Annotated in this window: 17 protein-coding genes; 13 read left to right on the top strand and 4 right to left on the bottom strand. The window is 61.2% G+C overall.

The genetic code is table 11. The features are described from left to right. Positions 1–107 precede the first annotated feature (107 nt). Positions 108–1,313 (top strand): aminotransferase class V-fold PLP-dependent enzyme, encoded by a 1,206-nt coding sequence (locus HCU66_RS04445; RefSeq protein WP_205887341.1) that lies wholly within the window; start codon positions 108–110, stop codon positions 1,311–1,313. Further along, entirely contained in the window at positions 1,310–1,714 is a 405-nt protein-coding gene (locus tag HCU66_RS04440) for a SufE family protein (RefSeq protein ID WP_205887340.1), read from the top strand. Before HCU66_RS04445 ends, HCU66_RS04440 begins: the two co-directional genes overlap by 4 nt. Before the next feature lie 86 nt (positions 1,715–1,800). Here the strand turns inward: HCU66_RS04440 and tcdA are convergent, their stop codons facing one another. Beyond that, positions 1,801–2,613 carry a tRNA cyclic N6-threonylcarbamoyladenosine(37) synthase TcdA gene (gene tcdA, locus HCU66_RS04435; protein WP_205887339.1) on the bottom strand — a complete coding sequence of 271 codons (813 nt, stop codon included), beginning with the start codon at positions 2,611–2,613 and terminating at the stop codon, positions 1,801–1,803. Positions 2,614–2,887: 274 nt separating this feature from the next. On the opposite strand from tcdA, the gene HCU66_RS04430 reads away from it, so the two are divergent. From HCU66_RS04430 to HCU66_RS04415, 4 genes are all read left to right on the top strand, one after another. Continuing rightward, entirely contained in the window at positions 2,888–5,479 is a 2,592-nt protein-coding gene (locus HCU66_RS04430) for a glycosyltransferase (protein WP_205887338.1), read from the top strand. Between the two features lie 219 nt (positions 5,480–5,698). Next, positions 5,699–6,850, top strand: a complete 1,152-nt coding sequence (dapE, locus tag HCU66_RS04425; RefSeq protein ID WP_205887337.1) for a succinyl-diaminopimelate desuccinylase — start codon at positions 5,699–5,701, stop codon at positions 6,848–6,850. Then, entirely contained in the window at positions 6,850–7,659 is an 810-nt protein-coding gene (locus HCU66_RS04420) for a putative RNA methyltransferase (protein ID WP_205887336.1), read from the top strand. The genes dapE and HCU66_RS04420 overlap by 1 nt, the downstream gene beginning before the upstream one ends. Before the next feature lie 83 nt (positions 7,660–7,742). Beyond that, positions 7,743–8,120 carry a hypothetical protein gene (locus HCU66_RS04415; RefSeq protein ID WP_205887335.1) on the top strand — a complete coding sequence of 126 codons (378 nt, stop codon included), beginning with the start codon at positions 7,743–7,745 and terminating at the stop codon, positions 8,118–8,120. A gap of 124 nt (positions 8,121–8,244) precedes the next feature. Here HCU66_RS04415 and HCU66_RS04410 read toward each other — a convergent pair whose 3' ends face one another. Next, positions 8,245–8,454, bottom strand: coding sequence for a cold-shock protein (locus HCU66_RS04410; RefSeq protein WP_205887334.1), 210 nt, complete (start codon positions 8,452–8,454; stop codon positions 8,245–8,247). 238 nt (positions 8,455–8,692) lie between these two features. Here HCU66_RS04410 and plsB point away from each other — a divergent pair, with 238 nt between their 5' ends. The 7 genes from plsB to cmoB all read left to right on the top strand — a co-directional run bounded on the left by plsB (position 8,693) and on the right by cmoB (position 17,701). Beyond that, positions 8,693–11,197 (top strand): glycerol-3-phosphate 1-O-acyltransferase PlsB, encoded by a 2,505-nt coding sequence (gene plsB, locus HCU66_RS04405; RefSeq protein ID WP_205887333.1) that lies wholly within the window; start codon positions 8,693–8,695, stop codon positions 11,195–11,197. A gap of 45 nt (positions 11,198–11,242) precedes the next feature. After that, complete coding sequence (locus HCU66_RS04400; RefSeq protein WP_205887332.1) at positions 11,243–11,932, top strand: DUF4197 domain-containing protein; 690 nt, start codon at positions 11,243–11,245, stop codon at positions 11,930–11,932. 252 nt (positions 11,933–12,184) lie between these two features. Next, positions 12,185–14,602 carry an endopeptidase La gene (gene lon / locus HCU66_RS04395; protein WP_205887331.1) on the top strand — a complete coding sequence of 806 codons (2,418 nt, stop codon included), beginning with the start codon at positions 12,185–12,187 and terminating at the stop codon, positions 14,600–14,602. A gap of 160 nt (positions 14,603–14,762) precedes the next feature. After that, positions 14,763–15,155, top strand: coding sequence for a protease inhibitor I42 family protein (locus HCU66_RS04390; protein ID WP_205887330.1), 393 nt, complete (start codon positions 14,763–14,765; stop codon positions 15,153–15,155). Between the two features lie 2 nt (positions 15,156–15,157). Further along, on the top strand, positions 15,158–15,802 hold the full coding sequence (locus HCU66_RS04385) for a lysoplasmalogenase family protein (protein WP_205887329.1): 645 nt from the start codon (positions 15,158–15,160) through the stop codon (positions 15,800–15,802). 166 nt (positions 15,803–15,968) lie between these two features. Further along, on the top strand, positions 15,969–16,748 hold the full coding sequence (cmoA, locus tag HCU66_RS04380; RefSeq protein ID WP_205887328.1) for a carboxy-S-adenosyl-L-methionine synthase CmoA: 780 nt from the start codon (positions 15,969–15,971) through the stop codon (positions 16,746–16,748). Beyond that, positions 16,745–17,701 (top strand): tRNA 5-methoxyuridine(34)/uridine 5-oxyacetic acid(34) synthase CmoB, encoded by a 957-nt coding sequence (gene cmoB / locus HCU66_RS04375; RefSeq protein ID WP_123500586.1) that lies wholly within the window; start codon positions 16,745–16,747, stop codon positions 17,699–17,701. Before cmoA ends, cmoB begins: the two co-directional genes overlap by 4 nt. Before the next feature lie 130 nt (positions 17,702–17,831). Here cmoB and tadA read toward each other — a convergent pair whose 3' ends face one another. Together tadA and HCU66_RS04365 are read right to left on the bottom strand one after the other, a co-directional pair. Then, positions 17,832–18,329, bottom strand: a complete 498-nt coding sequence (tadA, locus tag HCU66_RS04370; protein ID WP_205887327.1) for a tRNA adenosine(34) deaminase TadA — start codon at positions 18,327–18,329, stop codon at positions 17,832–17,834. Beyond that, complete coding sequence (locus HCU66_RS04365) at positions 18,329–19,705, bottom strand: multicopper oxidase family protein (RefSeq protein WP_205887326.1); 1,377 nt, start codon at positions 19,703–19,705, stop codon at positions 18,329–18,331. The genes tadA and HCU66_RS04365 overlap by 1 nt, the downstream gene beginning before the upstream one ends. Positions 19,706–19,898: the final 193 nt, after the last annotated feature.

The raw sequence follows: 19,898 nt of genomic DNA, 5'->3' as shown, positions 1-19,898 counted from the left end.
GCTTGCCCTCGAAGCTTTTGGCGGTCTCAAAGGCCCCTTCGCGGGCAAGCCCGCTCCTACACACAGGTAAGGCGTAGACCCGCCCATGTTCACCAGGGCCCGATAGCATGATGATTCCCTCACCCTGGCGCGCCGATTTTCCGGCCATCGCCGCATTGCAACGGCAAGACCAGACCTATCTGGACAACGCCGCCACCACACAAAAACCTCAAGCCCTGCTCGATGCCCTGACGCATTACTACGCCAACGGAGCGGCCAACGTGCATCGGGCGCAACACTTGCCCGGCGCCCACGCCACCCAGGCGTTCGAGGACAGCCGCAGCAAAGTTGCGCAATGGCTCAATACCGGCGATTGCGGGCAGATCATCTTTACCCACGGCGCGACGTCTGCGCTGAACCTCCTGGCCTATGGCCTGGAACACTTATTCAATCCGGGCGATGAGATTGTCATCAGCGCTCTGGAGCATCACGCCAACCTGTTGCCGTGGCAGCAACTGGCCCACCGTCGCGACTTGAAACTGGTGATTTTGCCGTTGAATGTCGACGGTTTGATCGACCTTGATGCCGCTGCGCAATTGATCGGTCCGCATACCCGTCTGCTGGCAGTCAGTCAGCTGTCCAACGTGCTCGGTGCCTGGCAACCGTTGCCCGCACTGTTGGCGATGGCCAAAGCGCACAACGCGCTGACCGTGGTCGATGGCGCTCAGGGCGTGGTCCATGGTCGGCACGACGTGCAGGCCCTGGGCTGCGACTTCTATGTGTTCTCCAGCCACAAGCTCTACGGCCCCGATGGCCTGGGCGTGTTGTTCGGGCGCAACGAAGCGCTACAGCCACTGCGCCCCTGGCAGTTCGGCGGCGAAATGGTGCTGGATGCCAACTATCACGACGCACGTTTTCGTCCCGCGCCACTGGGGTTCGAGGCCGGTACGCCGCCGATCTCCAGCGTGATCGGCCTGGGTGCGACCCTGGACTACCTCGCGGGGCTGGATCAGGACGCCGTGTCCGAACACGAAGCGGCGCTGCATGACTATTTGCTCAAAGGCCTTGAAGCGCGCAACGGCATTCACCTGCTGGGCAAACCGCAACTGGCGCTGGCCAGTTTTGTCGTCGAGGGTGTGCATAACTCGGATCTGGCGCATTTGCTGACCGAACAGGGCATCGCCGTGCGCGCCGGTCATCATTGCGCCATGCCGCTGCTCAAAAGCTTTGAACTGGCCGGGGCGATTCGGGTGTCGTTGGCGTTGTACAACGACTCCGAGGACCTTGAACGCTTTTTTGAAGCACTGGATCAGGCCCTGGAGTTGCTGCGATGACCCTGCCCGCCGATGCCGTCATGGCGCTCGACACGTTTCAGCAGGCTACAAGTTGGGAACAGCGGGCGCGGCTACTGATGCAGTGGGGTGACCGTCTGCCAGCATTGAGCGATGTGGATAAGATCGAGGCCAACCGCGTGCATGGCTGTGAAAGCCAGGTCTGGCTGGTCGGTGCGCTGCAGGACGGGCATTGGCAGTTCAGCGCCAGCAGCGATGCGCGGTTGATTCGCGGGTTGGTGGCGTTGCTGCTGGCGCGGGTCAACGGGTTGTCGGCGGCTGAACTGCAACAGGTGGATTTACCGGATTGGTTCAATCAATTGGGGTTGAGCCGCCAGCTATCCCAATCACGTAGCAATGGCTTGAATGCCGTGCTCCAGCGGATGCGGGAGCTAGCGCACTGATCGTTCCCATGCTCCGCGTTCGGCTCTGAAAGGGACGCGGAGTGTCCCGGGCTGCGTTCCCACGCAGAGCGTGGGAACGATCACCATTAAACCTCAGGCTTGACCCGATCCGCCGGGCGCCGCACCCCGGCCACAATCTTATCCACAGCCTTGGTCGCCGCGACCATGCCGAACGTCGCGGTCACCATCATCACCGCGCCAAAGCCCCCGGCGCAGTCGAGCTTCACGCCATCCCCGACAAAACTCTTCTGCAAGCAAATGCTGCCATCGGGTTTCGGGTAGCGCAGTTGCTCGGTGGAAAACACGCACGGCACGCTGTAGTGACGGGTCACGGTACGGGAGAAACCGTAATCGCGGCGCAACGTGGAGCGCACTTTCGAGGCCAGTGGATCGTTGAATGTGCGGTTCAGGTCGCAGACCTGAATCAACGTCGGGTCGATCTGGCCACCCGCGCCGCCAGTGGTGATGATCTGGATCTTGCGCCGCTTGCACCAGGCGATCAGCGCCGCCTTGGCGTTGACGCTGTCGATGCAGTCGATCACGCAGTCGATGTTCGGCGTGATGTATTCGGCCATGGTTTCGCGGGTGACGAAATCTGCCACGGCATGCACCGTGCAGTCCGGGTTGATCCCGCGCAGGCGCTCGGCCATCACCTCGACCTTGGGCTTGCCGACGGAGCTGTCTAGCGCATGCAGCTGACGGTTGACGTTGCTGACACAGACGTCGTCCAGGTCGAACAGCGATATCTCGCCCACGCCACACCGGGCGACTGCTTCCGCCGCCCAGGAACCGACGCCACCGACGCCGACGATCGCTACATGGGCCGCGCGCAAGCGCTCCAGGCCGTCGATGCCATACAAGCGGGCGATGCCAGCAAACCGCGGATCTTCTGTACTCATGACCATTACCCCAAAAACCGGCGCGCATTATAAGGGGTGTCCTGCCTCACAAACACTGTTCCTTTTTTGACGGCGTCTGTTGCCGTCATGCTGCGTTGCCGCAAGTTTTAAGCTTCAAGCTGCAAGTGTAAGAACTTATGTGAAAGCCAATTGCCCAACGTCGGGTATTTCCCTGTCTGATGTACGGCCAGGGAAGGCCCGGTGTAGGATGCGCGCCCTCTTGGCGTCAGCCGATCGTTCCCTCGTTCCACAGCCTTTGGAACCCGAAATAACCATGTCATCGCGTAAATTTGGACTCAACCTGGTAGTGGTTCTGGCAATCGCCGCCTTGTTCACCGGTTTCTGGGCGCTGATCAATCGCCCGGTCTCCGCCCCCGACTGGCCTGAACAGATCTCCGGCTTTTCGTACTCGCCGTTCCAGCAAGGCCAGTACCCGCAAAAAGCCCAGTACCCGAGCGACGATGAAATGCGTCGCGACCTGGAGATCATGAGCAAGCTGACGGACAACATCCGGACCTACTCGGTCGACGGCACGCTGGAGAATATTCCCAAACTGGCGGAAGAATTCGGCCTGCGGGTGACCCTGGGGATCTGGATCAGCCCGGACGAAGAGCGCAACGAGCGCGAGATTACCCGCGCCATCGAACTCGCCAACACCTCACGCAGCGTAGTCCGCGTCGTGGTCGGTAACGAGGCGATCTTCCGTAAGGAAATCACCGCCGCCGAGCTGAGCCTGATCCTGGATCGCGTCCGCGCGGCCGTGAAGGTGCCGGTCACCACCTCCGAGCAGTGGCACGTATGGCAAGAACACCCGGAGCTGGCCAAGCATGTCGACCTGATCGCCGCTCACGTTCTGCCCTACTGGGAGTTCATCCCGATGGACAAGGCCGGTCAGTTCGTTCTCGACCGCGCCCGCGACCTGAAAAAGATGTTCCCGAAAAAACCGCTGCTGCTCTCCGAGGTCGGCTGGCCGAGCAACGGCCGCATGCGCGGTGGCGCCGACGCGTCGCCGGCGGACCAGGCGATTTACCTGCGCACGCTGGTCAACAAGCTCAACCGCCAGGGTTTCAACTACTTCGTGATCGAAGCGTTTGACCAGCCGTGGAAGGTCAGTGACGAAGGATCGGTGGGCGCGTACTGGGGCGTGTTCAACGCCGCGCGCCAGCAGAAATTCAACTTCGAAGGCCCGGTGGTGGCGATCCCGCAATGGCGCGTACTGGCTATCGGCTCGGTAGTGCTGGCATTGCTGTCCCTGACCCTGCTGATGATCGACGGTTCGGCCCTGCGTCAACGTGGCCGTACCTTCCTGACCTTTATCGCGTTCCTGTGCGGTTCGGTGCTGGTGTGGATCGGTTACGACTACAGCCAGCAATACAGCACCTGGTTCAGTCTGACGGTAGGGTTCCTGCTCGCCCTCGGTGCGCTCGGAGTGTTCATCGTTCTGCTCACCGAGGCCCATGAACTGGCCGAAGCGGTCTGGACCCACAAACGCCGGCGTGAATTCCTGCCAGTGGTGGGCGATTCGGACTACCGACCGAAGGTGTCGATTCACGTACCGTGCTACAACGAGCCGCCGGAGATGGTCAAACAGACCCTCAACGCCCTGGCCAACCTCGACTATCCGGATTTCGAAGTCCTGATCATCGACAACAACACCAAGGACCCGGCGGTCTGGGAACCGGTGCGCGACTATTGCGAAACCCTCGGCCCCCGCTTCAAGTTCTTCCACGTCGCACCGTTGGCCGGTTTCAAGGGCGGCGCGCTGAATTACCTGATTCCGCACACCGCCAAAGATGCCGAAGTGATTGCAGTGATCGACTCGGACTACTGTGTGCACCCGAACTGGCTCAAGCACATGGTGCCGCACTTCGCCGATCCGAAAATCGCCGTGGTGCAGTCGCCGCAGGATTACCGCGACCAGAACGAAAGCACCTTCAAGAAACTCTGCTACGCCGAATACAAAGGCTTCTTCCATATCGGCATGGTCACCCGCAACGACCGTGACGCGATCATCCAGCACGGCACCATGACCATGACCCGGCGCTCGGTACTCGAAGAACTGGGCTGGGCCGACTGGTGCATTTGTGAAGACGCCGAGCTGGGTCTGCGGGTGTTCGAAAAAGGCCTGTCGGCGGCGTATTACCACGACAGCTACGGCAAAGGCCTGATGCCCGATACCTTTATCGACTTCAAGAAACAGCGTTTCCGCTGGGCCTACGGCGCGATTCAGATCATCAAGCGGCACACCGCCAGCCTGCTACGCGGCAAGGACACCGAGCTGACCCGTGGCCAGCGTTATCACTTCCTCGCGGGCTGGCTGCCGTGGGTGGCGGACGGCATGAACATCTTCTTCACCGTCGGCGCACTGCTGTGGTCGGCGGCGATGATCATCGTGCCGCAACGGGTCGATCCACCGCTGCTGATTTTCGCGATTCCGCCGCTGGCGCTGTTCGTGTTCAAGGTGGGCAAGATCATTTTCCTGTACCGCCGTGCGGTCGGGGTCAACCTGAAGGACGCCTTCTGCGCCGCGCTGGCCGGGCTGGCGTTGTCGCACACCATCGCCAAAGCGGTGCTGTACGGTTTCTTCACCAGCAGCATTCCGTTCTTCCGCACGCCGAAGAATGCCGATAGTCACGGTTTCTGGGTGGCGATTTCGGAGGCTCGCGAAGAATTGTTCATCATGCTGCTGTTGTGGGGCGCGGCACTGGGGATCTTCCTGGTGCAGGGCCTGCCGAGCAACGACATGCGCTTCTGGGTGACCATGTTGCTGGTGCAGTCGCTGCCGTACGTGGCGGCGCTGATCATGGCGTTCCTGTCGTCGCTGCCCAAACCTTCGGTGGAAGCCGCAGCGGCACCGGCCGTCTAAATCAACACAGAAGCACTAAACGGCGGCCAATGGCCGCCGTTTTGCTTTAAGATAACCGCCATTTTGCAGAGCTTGGCCGGGCACGTTCCAACGGCCAAACGCCATACCTGTAGGAGCGGGCTTGCTCGCGAAGGGGCCATCACTGACGCCAAAAGCTTCGCGGGCAAGCCCGCTCCTACATTTAGCCCGCGCCCATATTTCATGTTTCCGGAGTCTTACATGACGGCCCACGCCGACCTTTCGCCGACCCTACAACTCGCCATCGACCTGATCCGCCGTCCGTCCGTGACGCCGGTCGACGCCGATTGCCAGAAGCAGATGATGCAACGCCTGGGCGATGCCGGTTTTATGCTGGAGCCGATGCGCATCGAAGATGTGGATAACTTCTGGGCGACTCACGGTAAACATGACGGTCCGGTGCTGTGCTTCGCCGGCCACACCGATGTGGTCCCGACCGGCCCGGTGCAAGCCTGGCAGATCGACCCGTTCGATGCCGTGATCGACGAACACGGCATGCTCTGCGGCCGTGGCGCGGCGGACATGAAAGGCAGCCTCGCCTCCATGACCGTGGCAGCCGAGCGTTTCGTCGCCGACTATCCGGATCACAAGGGCAAGGTCGCGTTCCTGATCACCAGCGACGAAGAAGGCCCGGCGCACCACGGCACCAAGGCTGTGGTTGAGCGTCTCGCCGCACGCAAAGAGCGCCTGGACTGGTGCATTGTTGGCGAACCGTCGAGCACCACTCTGGTGGGTGACGTGGTCAAGAACGGCCGTCGCGGCTCCCTCGGCGCCAAATTGACCGTGCGCGGTGTGCAGGGTCATGTGGCGTATCCGCATCTGGCGAAGAACCCAATCCACCTCGCCGCCCCGGCGCTGGCCGAGCTCGCCGCCGAGCACTGGGACCACGGCAACGATTTCTTCCCGCCGACCAGTTTCCAAATCTCCAACGTCAATTCCGGCACCGGCGCGACCAACGTGATTCCAGGTGATCTGGTGGCGGTGTTCAACTTCCGCTTTTCCACCGAATCCACCGTCGAAGGCCTGCAAAAGCGCGTCGCCGATATCCTCGACAAGCATGACCTGGACTGGCACATCGACTGGGCGCTGTCCGGTCTGCCGTTCCTGACCGAACCGGGCGCGCTGCTCGACGCGGTATCGGCAAGCATCAAGGACATTACCGGGCGCGAAACCCAGGCTTCCACCAGCGGCGGTACCTCCGATGGGCGCTTCATCGCGACCATGGGCACCCAAGTGGTCGAGCTGGGCCCGGTCAACGCGACAATTCACCAGGTTAACGAACGCGTACTGGCGGCCGACCTCGACGTGCTGACTGAAATCTACTACCAGACCCTGATCAAGTTGCTCGCCTGATGCTCGCCTGCCCGATCTGCAACGAACCGCTCAATGCGGTAGACAATGGCGTGGTCTGCCCCGCCGGGCATCGTTTCGACCGCGCGCGGCAGGGTTACCTGAACCTGCTGCCGGTGCAGCACAAGAACAGCCGTGACCCTGGGGATAACCAGGCGATGGTCGAAGCCCGTCGCGACTTCTTGAACGCCGGCCATTACGCGCCGGTGGCCAAGCGTCTGGCGGAACTGGCGGCGCAGTACGCGCCCCAGCGCTGGCTGGACATCGGTTGTGGCGAGGGTTACTACACCGCGCAAATCGCCCAAGCCTTGCCCAACGCCGATGGCTATGCGCTGGACATTTCCCGGGAAGCGGTCAAACGCGCCTGCAAACGCAACCCGGCGCTGACCTGGTTGATCGCCAGCATGGCCCGGGTGCCGTTGGCCTCTGGCAGCTGCCAGTTTCTGGCCAGCGTGTTCAGCCCGCTGGACTGGGAAGAAGCCAAACGCCTGCTCAGCCCCGGCGGCGGCTTGATGAAAGTCGGGCCGACCAGCGGCCATCTGATGGAATTGCGCGAGCGGCTGTACGATGAAGTGCGCGAGTACACCGACGACAAGCACCTGGCGCTGGTGCCGCAAGGCATGGCGTTGCAGCACAGTGAAACCCTGGAATTCAAGCTGACGCTGGCCAGCGGTCAGGATCGCGCGAACCTGTTGGCCATGACGCCCCACGGCTGGCGCGCCAGTGCCGAACGCCGGGCCGCGGTGATTGAACAGGCGGAGCCGTTCGAGGTCACTGTGTCGATGCGCTACGATTATTTCGTTCTTCAATAACCCGACAAACTTTGGTCTTGAGCAACGGCTTGAGACCGGCTAAATCCGCGAATGGATTTTTCAGACCCGCAGTGAGGACATCCATGCGCCAACCGGACATCGAGATTTACCTGAAAGACGCCGACGTCGATCACAAAGCCATCGCGGCCTGGCTCGGCGCGGCTTTAGGCCCGTGCACCGACTGGGTCCAGAAAGGCCAGACTTACAAGTGCAAGGCCGGTAACGTGCCAGTCACCTGGCTGCCCAAAGCCGTCGGCAAATGGAACAGCCTGTACCTGGAAAGCGACCAGACCCCGTGGGAAGACGACATCGCCTGCGCCCGCGCCGCATTTGCCGCGCTGAATGTCGAAGTGCGTTGTGCGCCGGGTAGCTGGGTCGAGGAAGAAGGTGAAGAGTCGGCGGATCGCTGGATTCGCATCAGCGCCGATGGTGAAGAAGAGATCACCTGGAAAACCGCTTAAGACAGTTGATCGTTCCCACGCTCTGCGTGGGAATGCAGCCCGGGACGCTCCGCGTCCCAAAAGCGAACGCAGAGCGTCCGTTGAGGCATTCCCACGCAGAGCGAGGGAACGATCTTCAGTGGGTTTACAGAGCTACAACATCCTCAGCCTGCAACCCCTTCTGCCCTTCCACCACCGCATATTCAACCTGCTGACCTTCAGTCAGCGAGCGATGCCCTTCGCCGCGGATCGCGCGATAGTGCACGAACACGTCCACCCCGTCCTCGCGCTGGATGAAGCCATAACCCTTGGCGTCGTTGAACCACTTCACGTTGCCGGTTTCGCGTGTTGCCATCTGTTCATACTCCTTTTTTATTATTGATCGGGCTTTTCGCAGGAAAGCCTCGGGAACATCGCTTGCACTGAGAGGTGCCACTGTCTGGCCAGTGCGGGCTCGCCGAGTATATGACAGACACAAAAACTCTCAACTCAAGTTTACTTAGCCGCTTTTTTGCCGATTTTCGATGAATCCGGCACACTATCGGCCGCCCGAGCAAATGCTCGTTTTTTTTGTTCACTCACGCAGAAGCCGTATGACCCGCTCCCCGTTCCGCCGTCTTGTGTTTGGCACCCTGCGCCGACTGCTGTACCTCTGGGTTCGCTCGGAGACGATCAACCAGTCGTCGTTCACCCTCAACCTCGACCGCAGCCGGCCGGTGTTCTACGTCCTGCAAAACCCTTCGCTCACCGACCTTGCCGTGGTCGATACCGAGTGCAGCAAGGCAGGCCTGCCCCGCCCGGTGTTGCCGGTCTCGGTTGGATCGTTGGTGGAACCGGCGGCGTTCTTCTATCTGACTCCGGACCCGGACTGGCTCGGTCGCCAGGACAAACGCGGTGCGCCGCCGACCCTGACCCGTCTGGTCAGCGCCTTGAGCCAGAATGCCGCCGAAGACGCGCAGATCATTCCGGTCAGCGTGTTCTGGGGCCAGTCGCCAGACAGCGAGTCGAGCCCGTGGAAGCTGCTGTTCGCCGACAGCTGGGCAGTCACCGGACGTCTGCGCCGGTTGCTGAGCATCATCGTGCTGGGGCGCAAGACCCGGGTGCAGTTCTCCGCACCGATCCACCTGCGCGAACTGATCGAACACAACAAGGGCCACGAGCGCACTGTGCGCATGGCCCAGCGGATTCTGCGGGTGCACTTTCGCAACCTGAAAGCCGCGGTGATCGGCCCGGACATTTCCCACCGCCGCAACCTGGTCAAAGGCCTGCTCAATCAGCCCTTGGTCAAACAGGCGATCCTCGACGAAGCCGAGCGCGAGAACATTTCCGCGGAAAAAGCCAAGGCCCAGGCCCTGCGCTACGGCAACGAGATCGCCTCGGACTACACCTACACCGCGATCCGCTTTCTGGAAGTGGTGCTGAGCTGGTTCTGGAACAAGATCTACGACGGGATCAAGGTCAGCCACATCGAAGGTGTGCAGAAAGTCGCCCAAGGTCATGAAGTGATCTACGTGCCGTGCCACCGCAGCCACATCGACTATTTGCTGCTGTCTTATCTGCTGTTCCGCAACGGCCTGACCCCGCCGCACATCGCCGCCGGAATCAACCTCAACATGCCGGTGATCGGCAGCCTGTTGCGGCGTGGCGGGGCGTTCTTCATGCGCCGCACGTTCAAAGGCAACCCGCTCTACACCTCGGTGTTCAACGAATACCTGCACACCCTGTTCACCAAAGGCTTCCCGGTCGAGTATTTCGTCGAAGGCGGCCGTTCGCGCACCGGACGTATGCTGCAACCGAAAACCGGGATGCTCGCGATCACTCTGCGCAGCTTTCTGCGGTCGTCGCGGATGCCGATCGTGTTCATTCCGGTGTACATCGGCTACGAGCGCGTGCTGGAAGGCCGCACCTACCTCGGCGAATTGCGTGGTGCGAGCAAGAAGAAAGAATCGATCTTCGACATCTTCAAAGTCATCGGCGCGCTCAAACAGCGTTTCGGTCAGGTCGCGGTGAACTTCGGTGAGCCGATCAAACTGGCGGAATTCCTCGACAGCGAACAGCCCGACTGGCGCCAACAGGCACTTGGCCCGCAATTCAAACCGGCCTGGCTCAACGAAACCACCAACCGTCTCGGCGAGAAAGTCGCGCAGCACCTGAACGAAGCGGCGGCGATCAACCCGGTGAACCTGGTGGCCCTGGCGCTGCTGTCCACCAGCCGCCTGGCTCTGGACGATCGCGCCATGGCGCGGGTGCTGGATTTGTATCTGGCGCTGTTGCGCAAGGTCCCTTACTCGCCGCACACCACCCTGCCGGACGGCGACGGGCGGGCGCTGATCGAGCATGTGAAGGACATGGACCTGCTGTCCGAGCAAAGCGATGCGCTGGGCAAGATTCTGTACCTGGACGAACAAAACGCCGTCCTGATGACCTACTACCGCAACAACGTGTTGCACATTTTCGCGTTGCCGTCGCTGCTGGCGAGTTTCTTCCAGAGCACCTCGCGCATGAGCCGCGAGCAGATCCTGCGCTACACCCGCGCACTGTATCCGTACCTGCAATCGGAACTGTTCATTCGCTGGTCGCTGGACGAACTCGATGGCGTGATCGATCAGTGGCTCGAGGCCTTCGTCGAGCAGGGCCTGCTGCGTTTCGAAAAAAACGTGTATCTGCGCCCGGCGCCAAGTTCGCGGCATTTCGTGCTGCTGACGCTGCTGTCCAAAAGCATCGCCCAGACCCTGCAGCGCTTCTACATGACTGTTTCCCTGCTGCTCAACAGCGGCCAGAACAGCATCAGCGCCGAAGAACTCGAAGACCTCTGCACCGTCATGGCCCAGCGCCTGTCGATCCTCCACGGCCTGAATGCCCCGGAGTTCTTCGACAAGAGCCTGTTCCGTCACTTCATCCAGACGATGCTCGACCTCGACGTGCTGCGCCGCGACGAAGCCGGCAAGCTGAGCTATCACAAACTGCTCGGCGAACTGGCCGAAGGCGCCGCCAAACGGGTACTGCCGGCGGAGATTCGCTTGTCGATCCGTCAGGTGGCGTTGCATCGTAGTGAAGATGCGGCGGATCAAGTCGCGGCACCGGCGCAGACCGACTAAATTTCAACATCCTTCCCAACCTTATTTACGAACAAGGAAGCCGCCATGCTCCGCCCTACCCTTCGCTTCGCCGGCCTGTGCGCAGGCTTGATGATGTGCGCTAATGCCCTGGCCCTGTCACTCAGCGACCTGTCGCAACAAGACGCGACCGGGGGGCTCAAGGACGCCCTGACCCAAGGCGCGCAATTGGCCGTCAAGCAACTGGGTACGCCCGGTGGCTTCAGCAATAACCCGGACGTGAAGATCGAGCTGCCGGGCAAACTGGGTAAAGTCGCCAAGAAGATGAAACAGTTCGGCATGGGCGATCAGGTCGATCAACTGGAAACCAGCATGAACAAAGCGGCTGAAGCGGCGGTGACGCAAGCCCAACCGATCCTGGTGGATGCGGTGAAGAAAATGACCGTGGAGGATGCCAAGGGGATTCTCAGCGGCGGCAAGGATTCGGCCACTCAGTACCTGAGCAAAACCAGCCGCGAGCAAATCCGCACCAAATTCCTGCCGATCGTCAAGCAAGCCACCGACCAGGTCGGCCTTGCGCAACAGTACAATGCGTTCGCCGGACAGGCCGCAACGCTGGGTGTGCTGGACGCCAAAAATGCCAACATCGAAAGCTACGTGACCGAGCAGGCGCTGAACGGTCTGTTCGAGATGATTGGCAAACAGGAAGAAACCATTCGCCAGAACCCTGCGGCGGCGGCCACCAGTCTGGCGAAGAAGGTGTTTGGCACGCTCTGATCCATACGTCAGATCTTGTGCCCTTGAAGACGCCGAAGGATCAATAGACCGCGGCTGTAGGAGCGGGCTTGCCCGCGAAGGCGATGTCACATTCACCATGGATGTAGCCAGACACACCGCCATCGCAGCCCGCTCCTACGCGCCTGTGGGCGCTGTCAAAACCCTGAACACACACGCTGAAATACCCAGGGCCATTGAAACCACCCCCCACCTGCCCCATCTAAGATCCATACCCTATTGCGCAGGTGCCCCATGACCGACCAGCAAGAATTCCCTGAAGACCCGAGCGAATACGCCGAAGCAGACAAACCCGAACACCACGCCCCCAGTAAAGGCCTCACCCTGCCTGGCCAGAACCTGCCGGACAAGGTCTACATCATCCCGATCCACAACCGGCCTTTCTTCCCGGCGCAAGTGCTGCCGGTGATCGTCAATGAAGAGCCGTGGGCCGAAACCCTCGAACTGGTGAGCCAATCCGACCACCATTCCCTGGCCCTGTTCTTCACGGACGCCCCCCAGGAAAACCCGCGCCACTTCGACACCAAAGCCCTGCCGGAATACGGAACGCTGGTCAAAGTCCACCACGCCAGCCGCGAAAGCGGCAAACTGCAATTCGTCGCCCAAGGCCTGAGCCGGGTGCGTATCAAAACCTGGCTCAAGCACCATCGCCCACCGTACCTGGTGGAAGTCGAATACCCGCACCAGCCCACCGAGCCGACCGACGAGGTCAAGGCCTACGGCATGGCGCTGATCAACGCGATCAAGGAACTGCTGCCGCTCAACCCGCTGTACAGCGAAGAGCTGAAGAACTACCTCAACCGCTTCAGCCCCAACGACCCGTCGCCGCTGACCGACTTCGCCGCCGCCCTGACCTCGGCCACGGGCAGCGAGCTGCAAGAAGTGCTCGACTGCGTGCCGATGCTCAAACGCATGGAAAAAGTCCTGCCGATGCTGCGCAAGGAAGTCGAAGTCGCGCGCTTGCAGAAAGAGATTTCAGCCGAAGTTAACCGCAAGATCGGCGAGCATCAGCGCGAGTTCTTCCTCAAGGAACAACTCAAGGTCATCCAGCAGGAGCTGGGCCTGACCAAGGACGACCGCAGCGCCGACATCGAGCAGTTCGAGCAGCGTCTGACGGGCAAGGTGCTATCGCCCCAGGTGCAGAAACGCATCATCGATGAAATGAACAAGCTGTCGATCCTCGAAACCGGTTCGCCGGAATACGCGGTGACCCGTAACTACCTCGACTGGGCAACGTCGCTGCCTTGGGGTGTATACGGCGAGGACAAGCTCGACCTCAAACACGCGCGCAAGGTGCTGGACAAACACCATGCCGGCCTTGGCGACATCAAGGATCGCATTCTCGAATTCCTCGCGGTCGGTGCCTATAAAGGCGAGATCAGCGGCTCCATCGTCTTGCTGGTCGGCCCGCCGGGCGTGGGCAAGACCAGCGTCGGCAAATCCATCGCCGAATCCCTCGGCCGGCCGTTCTATCGCTTCAGCGTCGGCGGCATGCGTGACGAAGCCGAAATCAAGGGTCACCGCCGAACTTACATCGGCGCGCAGCCGGGCAAACTCGTGCAGGCGTTGAAAGACGTCGAAGTGATGAACCCAGTGATCATGCTCGACGAGATCGACAAGATGGGCCAGAGCTACCAGGGCGACCCGGCCTCGGCACTGCTGGAAACCCTCGACCCGGAACAGAACGTCGAATTCCTCGATCACTATCTGGATTTGCGCCTGGACCTGTCGAAAGTGCTGTTCGTCTGCACCGCCAACACCCTGGACTCGATTCCCGGCCCGTTGCTGGACAGGATGGAAGTGATTCGCCTGTCGGGTTACATCACCGAAGAAAAAGTCGCCATCGCCAAGCGTCACCTATGGCCGAAACAGCTAGAGAAAGCCGGCGTGTCCAAAGCTAGCCTGAGCATCAGCGACAACGCGCTCCGATCGCTGATCGATGGTTATGCCCGAGAAGCGGGTGTCCGTCAGCTGGAAAAAAACCTCGGCAAACTGGTGCGCAAAGCCGTGATGAAGCTGCTTGATGAACCGGAAGCGGTGATCAAACTCGGCCCGAAAGACCTGGAAGCCTCGCTCGGCCGACCGGTGTTCCGCAACGAACAGGTCCTGTCGGGGGTTGGCGTGATCACCGGGCTGGCCTGGACCAGCATGGGCGGCGCCACCCTGCCGATCGAAGCCACGCGCATTCACACCCTCAACCGGGGCTTCAAACTCACCGGGCAACTGGGGGAAGTGATGAAAGAGTCGGCGGAAATCGCCTACAGCTACGTCAGCTCCCATCTGAAGCAATTCGGCGGTGATCCGACATTCTTCGACGAAGCCTTCGTCCACCTCCACGTACCGGAAGGCGCCACCCCGAAAGACGGCCCGAGCGCCGGCGTGACCATGGCCAGCGCCCTGCTCTCGCTCGCTCGCAACCAGCCGCCGAAAAAAGGCGTGGCCATGACCGGCGAACTGACCCTGACCGGGCATGTGCTGCCGATTGGCGGGGTGCGTGAGAAGGTGATCGCGGCGCGGCGGCAGAAGATCAATGAACTGATTTTGCCGGAGTCCAATCGCGGTAACTTTGAGGAATTGCCGGATTACTTGAAGGAAGGGATTACCGTGCACTTTGCCAAGCGTTTTGCGGATGTGGCGAAGATATTGTTCTGATAGTTATGTAGTGCCTGCACCGCCGCCATCGCGGGCTTGCCCGCGAAGGCGTCGGCACTGACGACACCCTCCCTCACGGCCATCCCGGGCTGGCTGTCACACTTTGTCTCATCTTCAGTTATGCTCGCCGTTCGTCGTGAACGCTGGAGCCGCTGATCTTATGTCCCCCACCCGCCTGTTTGTCCCTCTCGCCCTCGCCTTACTGAGCGCTTGCGCCACGCAACCGAAACAGAACGTGACCGTGGAAAAACAAAGCGAATGCCCGGTTCGACTGAACAGCGGGCAAAACCTGATCCTGACCCTGCCCAGCAATCCGACCACGGGTTACCGCTGGGCGATTCAGGATTCGGCCGGTGGGGTGTTGCGTGCGCTCAGTCCCGAGGTTTACAGCAACCCGGAAGACGCCGGGGTCGTCGGCAGTGCAGGCCTTTCAACCTGGCGTTTTCAGGCCTTCGCCACCGGCACTGGCCGCTTGCGGCTGACTTACTCACAACCGTGGGCACCGGAAGTACCGGCGGTGCAAACCTTCGACTGCGCCATCGCGGTTAACTGATTGTGGGCTGGCTGATTCTGGCGCTGATGGGCGCGGTGACCTTTCTCTATGGCCTGAGTGTGCATGCGACGCTGCTCTGCCTGCTGGTCAAACCGATGCCGGTGCTGGCCCTGCTCGGCTGGTTGCACGATGCACCGCCCAGTGAGTATCGGCGCTGGATCAGCCTGGGTTTGATTTTCTCCCTGGTCGGCGACGTGTTGCTGGCATGGCCTCAAGATTTGTTCGTGTTTGGCTTGGGGGCGTTTTTGGTCGCGCATCTGGCGTACCTGAAAGCGTATTCGAGCGATTGTCGGCGTCTGGCGGTATGGCCGCTGATCATTGCGCTGAGCACGGGCGCGGTGCTGCTGGGGATCCTGATTTCCAATGGTTTGGGGCCGCTGCTGGTGCCGGTGATCGTTTACGGCACGGCCATCAGCGCGATGCTCTGGCGCGCGCTGGCCCGACTCGGCACCGACGTATCCAAACGCTCGGCGCTGTTGGCTGCGGCGGGCGCGATGGCGTTTGTGTTTTCTGACAGTGTGATTGGCATTAACCGGTTCGTTGCGCCATTTCATGCCGCGCCTTACGTGATCATCCTCAGTTACTGGCTGGGGCAATGGGGGATCGCCGCTTCGGCTTTTCCTCAATCCGTTCGCCGCCCTCTATAGATCGTTCCCACACTCTGCGTGGGAATGCAGCCCGGACGCTCCGCGTCCCGCATTGGATGTGACGCAGAGCGTCACGGGAGGCATTCCCACGCAGAGCGTGGGAACGATCATGGTGTAAACGCGGTTTATCAGACAACCCGCGCATCCCCCCGCCAACTTGGCTAAAATGCCAGCCTTTTCCACCGACACCGCCGGAACCGCCGTGAGCAAAGAATCCGATCGCCTATTCGCCCAGCCCTTGGCCCAGGTGCCTGACTTCGCCTTTAACGAGGACGTGGTGCGGGTATTCCCGGACATGATCAAGCGCTCGGTGCCGGGTTATCCGACCATCGTGGAAAACCTCGGCGTGCTCGCCGCGCAGTTCGCCCAGCCCAACAGCGTGCTCTACGACCTGGGCTCGTCGTTGGGCGCCGTGACCCAGGCCTTGCGCCGTCATGTGCGTACCGACGGTTGCCGCGTCATCGCTGTGGATAACTCCGCCGCCATGGTCGAGCGTTGCCGCGAATACCTCAACGGTCAGGACTCGATGTTTCAGGAGTTGTTGCCGGTGGAAGTGATCGAAGGCGACATCCTGGCCCTGGAGTTCCAGCCGGCCTCGGTGGTGGCGCTGAACTTCACCCTGCAATTCATCGCCCCCGACCAGCGCACCGCGCTGCTCGCGCGCATCCGCCAATCGCTGTTGCCCGGTGGCGCGCTGATTCTCTCGGAGAAGCTGCGCTTCAACGACCCCGAAGAACACGCGCTGCTCACCGACCTGCACGTGGCCTTCAAACGCGCCAACGGCTACAGCGAGCTGGAAATCGCCCAGAAGCGCAGCGCCATCGAAAATGTCATGAAGCCCGACAGCCTCGAAGAACACCGCGAGCGCCTGCTGGCCGCCGGGTTCTCGAAAGTCGTGCCGTGGTTCCAGTGTCTTAACTTTGCCTCGTTGATTGCCTTGCCATGATTGATCTGTCCCCCCTCGCCCGCCGTCTGGCCGGTACTCCGCTGGCCGAATGGGCCAACACGCTGCAAGCGCAACTCGACAAGAAAATGGAAAAGGGTCACGGCGACCTGGAACGCTGGCAGAGCGCCCTGGACGCGCTGCCGAAAATCCAGCCGAGCGAAGTCGACTTGTTGAATGGCTTGAAACTGGACACTGATTGCGACGTTGAGACCCGCGCGCAAATGCGCACCGCGTTGATGGGTTTGTCGCCCTGGCGTAAAGGCCCGTTCGACCTGTTCGGCGTGCATGTCGACACTGAATGGCGTTCGGACTGGAAATGGTCCCGGGTAGCTCCGCACCTGGACCTGAAAGGCAAACGCATCCTCGATGTCGGCTGCGGCAACGGTTATTACATGTGGCGCATGCTCGGCGCCGGGGCTGATAGCGTGATCGGCGTCGACCCGAACTGGCTGTTCTTCTGCCAGTTCCAGGCCGTACAACGCTACTTGTCCGAGCCCAATGCCTGGCACCTGCCCTTCCCTTTCGAAGACCTGCCGCCGAATCTGGAAGGCTTCGACACGGTGTTTTCCATGGGCGTGTTCTATCACCGCCGCTCGCCGATCGAGCACTTGCTGGCGCTGAAGGATTGCCTGGTCAAGGGCGGTGAACTGGTGCTGGAAACGCTGGTGATCGAAGGCGATCAGCAGCAGGTGTTGGTGCCGGAAGACCGTTACGCGCAGATGCGTAACGTGTGGTTCCTGCCATCAGTGCCCGCGCTGGAACTGTGGCTGCGCCGCGCCGGCTTCAGCGATGTGCGTTGCGTGGATGTGAGCGTGACCACGGTCGAGGAACAACGCGGGACGGAGTGGATGAAGTATCAGTCGTTGAGCGACTTCCTTGACCCGCAAGATCACAGTAAAACGATCGAAGGGCTGCCGGCGCCGATGCGCGCGGTGATCGTCGCCCGCAAGTAAACACCCATCTTCCAGACACCAGAAAAACCTGTGGGAGCGGGCTTGCCCGCGATAGCGGTGGTTCAGTCAACATCAATGTTTGATGTGCCGACGCCATCGCGGGCAAGCCCGCTCCCACAGGTATCGGTGTTTACTCTGAAGGTTTTGCTCTTCGGGCCTTGAAGAACTCACTCAACACCGCCCCACACTCTTCAGCCAACACCCCGCCTTCGACCAACACCCGGTGGTTGAGAAAGCCCTGGGTGAAAAACTGCCCCTGGCTCTGCACAATCCCGGCCTTGGGCTCCAGCGCGCCATACACCACCCGCGCAATCCGCGAATGCACGATCAGCCCGGCGCACATGCTGCACGGCTCCAGCGTCACGTAAAGCGTACTGCCCGGCAGGCGGTAGTTGCTGGCGGCCTGGGCGGCGGCGCGGATCGCGACCATCTCGGCGTGGGCGCTGGGGTCGTTGCCGCTGATTGGGCAATTGAAACCGCGCCCGATGATTTCACCGTCTTGCACCAACACCGCGCCCACCGGCACTTCACCCAGCGCCGCGCCTTCGGCGGCGAGGGCCAGGGCTTCGCGCATGAAATCACGATCTCGGCTGCGGTCGATAATCGCCGCGGGGCGTATCTGTCGCATCACGCCACCTCGATGGCGGCCATCAGGCCGGTTTCCATGTGGTCGATCACATGGCAGTGGAACATCCAGACCCCTGGGTTATCCGCCACCAGCGCCACTTGCGCACGCTCGTTCTTGCCCAGCAGATAGGTGTCGGTGAAGTACGGAATAACCTTGTGCCGGTTCGAGGCAATGACTTTGAAACTCATGCCATGCAAATGGATCGGGTGCTGATACTGAGTCATGTTTTTCAATTCGAAAATATAGCTTTTGCCCTTTTCGAGCTTGGCAATCGGTCGATCGGCGCAGGTCTTGTCGGTGATGTCCCAGGCCTTGCCGTTGATCTGCCACAGGCTGGGCGGCTTGCCATTGTCGACGTTGACCGACACCGAACCCACCCATTCGAAATTGAAGTTGAGTTTCTCGGCATTGGCCAGGTCCGGCTCGGCCACCGGGTTGGCGGGCAGTGCCGGCGGCCACTCGGTCGGGGCGTCGGTATTGGCCACTGAACGGAAGGTGCCCAGGCGTACCGGGCCGTTGCGCAGGGACAATTCTTCGCCGGCCGGCGGCGCCTTGATCGCCAGGCAAATACGCATGCCCGGGCCCAGCCAGTATTCCTTGCCCAGTGGGCGCGGCTGGATGGGATTGCCGTCCAGCGCGTAGATCTGCGCTTCGACGCCGGGGATATTGAGACGATACGTCAGGGTATTGTCGAGGTTGAGCAGGCGTACGCGGGTGATTTGCCCGGCAGGCAAGTCGATCACCGCTTGCGAGACGCCATTGATGGTCGACAGCCCCCCGGCCGTGCCGCCACGGGCCGCTTCGCGAGGAATGCTGAACGGCACGAAAGCACCGACGTCATCGACATGCCAGCTCTTGAGGCTCAAGGTTTTTTCGTATTTGAAACCGGTGGGCTCGCGCTCTTCGATGATCAGCGGGCCGACCAGGCCGCGGCCGAGCTCTTCGCTGCTGTTCACGTGCGGGTGATACCAGTAGCTGCCGGCGTCGGGCACGCGGAATTTGTAGTCGAAGTATTCGCCCGGCAGCACCGGCAATTGCGACACGTACGGCACGCCGTCCATTTCCAGCGGCAGACGGATGCCGTGCCAGTGAATGGTGGTCGCCACTGGCAAGTGGTTGATGAAGCGCACCCGCAGCCATTCGCCCTGACGCACGCGCAACTCAGTGCCCGGCGCCGACGGGCCGAACGCCCAGGCAGGCGTCTTGTGCCCGGCCACCAGTTCGACGTCCAGCGGTGCGGCGATCAGCTCATAGTCGTGGCCGGCGTCAGCGTCGGCCATCTTGCCCAGCCAGTAACGCGACGCGCCACCGGCCCCCACGCCAACCACCACAAGACCGGCCAGACCACCGAGTATTTGTCGACGGGTAAAGGACATGAACTCAACTACCTCACGTATCAGCTACAGGCGCGGAGCCTGCAAAAGGCGAATACGATACACCTGCGGTTGAGAAACAGTAAGGGCAGCGTGGCGGATGGTCACAGTCAAGGCATGGCTGGAGGGGCCGCTTTCGCGATGAGGCCGGCAAAGCCTCATAAAGACTTCCCTCAAATAAACAAAAGCCCCGATC

Source organism: Pseudomonas frederiksbergensis (assembly GCF_017114915.1).
Taxonomy (GTDB): Bacteria; Pseudomonadota; Gammaproteobacteria; order Pseudomonadales; family Pseudomonadaceae; genus Aquipseudomonas; species Aquipseudomonas frederiksbergensis_I.
Note: the sequence above shows the minus strand (reverse complement) of the source record. Positions and strands in the feature narration are given on the sequence as shown.